This is a genomic window from Paenibacillus maysiensis, from assembly GCF_000520815.1.
Lineage (GTDB): Bacteria > Bacillota > Bacilli > Paenibacillales > Paenibacillaceae > Paenibacillus > Paenibacillus maysiensis.
On record NZ_ASRY01000259.1, the window covers coordinates 1 to 1,448 of the forward strand.

1 protein-coding gene is annotated in these 1,448 nt (G+C 57.9%); it reads right to left on the bottom strand.

Features of this window, described 5'->3' with window-relative positions; translation table 11 throughout:
• Positions 1–1,448, bottom strand: a 1,448-nt coding sequence (locus tag L696_RS28780) for a condensation domain-containing protein (protein ID WP_245233392.1), incomplete at both ends; no start/stop codon positions are given.

The following is a 1,448-nucleotide window of genomic DNA, read 5'->3' on the forward strand; positions in this document are numbered from 1 at the left end:
GCAGCACCAGATGACGTTTCGCAAGCTCCATCCAGCTCCTCTCGAAAAGCTGGACGTCGAGCGCTCCCCGCATCGTAAACCGCGTCTGCTCGAAGTAAGCGGCCGTTTGCCGGTCAAGCGCGCTGTGGAACCACATGCCCTTCTGCATCGGCGTAAGCGAGTAAATATTTTCAATTTCCCCGAGATGGCCCGAGCGCTGGGCGATTTGCTCCAATTCCGCGATGGTCAAGCCTTTAAATTGCACGTCGCTCGGCGTCAATTCGGTGTTTTCTTTGCCTGCGCAGTGGGTAATGAGCTCTCGGAGACTTTGCTCAAGCCGCTGAGCGAAGGCTTCCATCGTTTCCTTGCGATACTGCTTCCGGCTGTAGCTGAGATCGAGCGATAAAGCGCCGTCCAGCACCATGCCGTTGATATCCAGCACAAAGCTGCGGGCCTGCCGGTCGCTGGCCGGGCTGCCGCTGGAATAAGAAGATATGCCGATCTCGTCCTGGTTGACATCATCGTCGAACTGGCCGAGGTAGTTAAAATTAATTTCCGGCTCTGCGCCCCAAACAAAGCCATCCTCCGATTTGGAGAGATAGCGGCATACGCCGTACCCAAGCCCCTTGTTCGGAATGCGGCGCAAGCTTTCCTTGACCTGTTTAATCTGATAGGCCAAATCCCGGTCGGTTTCCGACTCCAGGACGACCGGAAACTTGGTCGTAAACCAGCCGACTGTGCGCGTGATGTCGATATCCGTTCCGATCGATTCGCGTCCGTGTCCTTCGAGATTGATCCGCACCCGTTCGTGTCCCGTCCACTTGCGAACGGCTATGCCGAGCGCCGTTACCAAAATATCGTTCATTTCGGTGTTGTAGGCTCGGTGAACCCGCTTCAGCAGCAGCTCCGTTTCTTCGGGAGTCAAACGGACGAACAGCGATTCGCTGTCCTGCTGCGTCGTAACGTCCGCCTCCAGATCCTTCGGCATGGCCGGAACCGCAATTTGTTCCACGGCCTGCCAATAGGCCCGTTCCTTCGCCATCTCCGGGCTTTGCGCGTAAGCGGCCAGCTGCTCGGACCAAGTGCGGCACGCATCCGTTTTCGCCGGGAAACGAATTTCCTCGCTTTTGCCGGCCTGCTCGTAACCCAGGGCGAAATCCTCCATCAAAATGCGCCAAGACACGCCGTCCACCACGGCATGATGAACCGCGAGCAGCAAATGATCGCCGTCCGCGCACCGGAACAGTCCCGCATTCACGAGGGGCCCGTTCTCCAGATCGATGCCCGCTTGAATGTCCGTTGCCTTCGCTTCCACAGCCTGCGCGGTATTCTCCACATCCTTGAAGTCGAACACGTCCAGCGTGAACAGCCCGCCTTCCTGAATCGCGCGGTTCCGCGCGCTAAACCCTTGTTCCGTCTTGCGGAACACCATCCGCAAGGCGTCATGATGCTCGGCCAGCTTTTGCAGC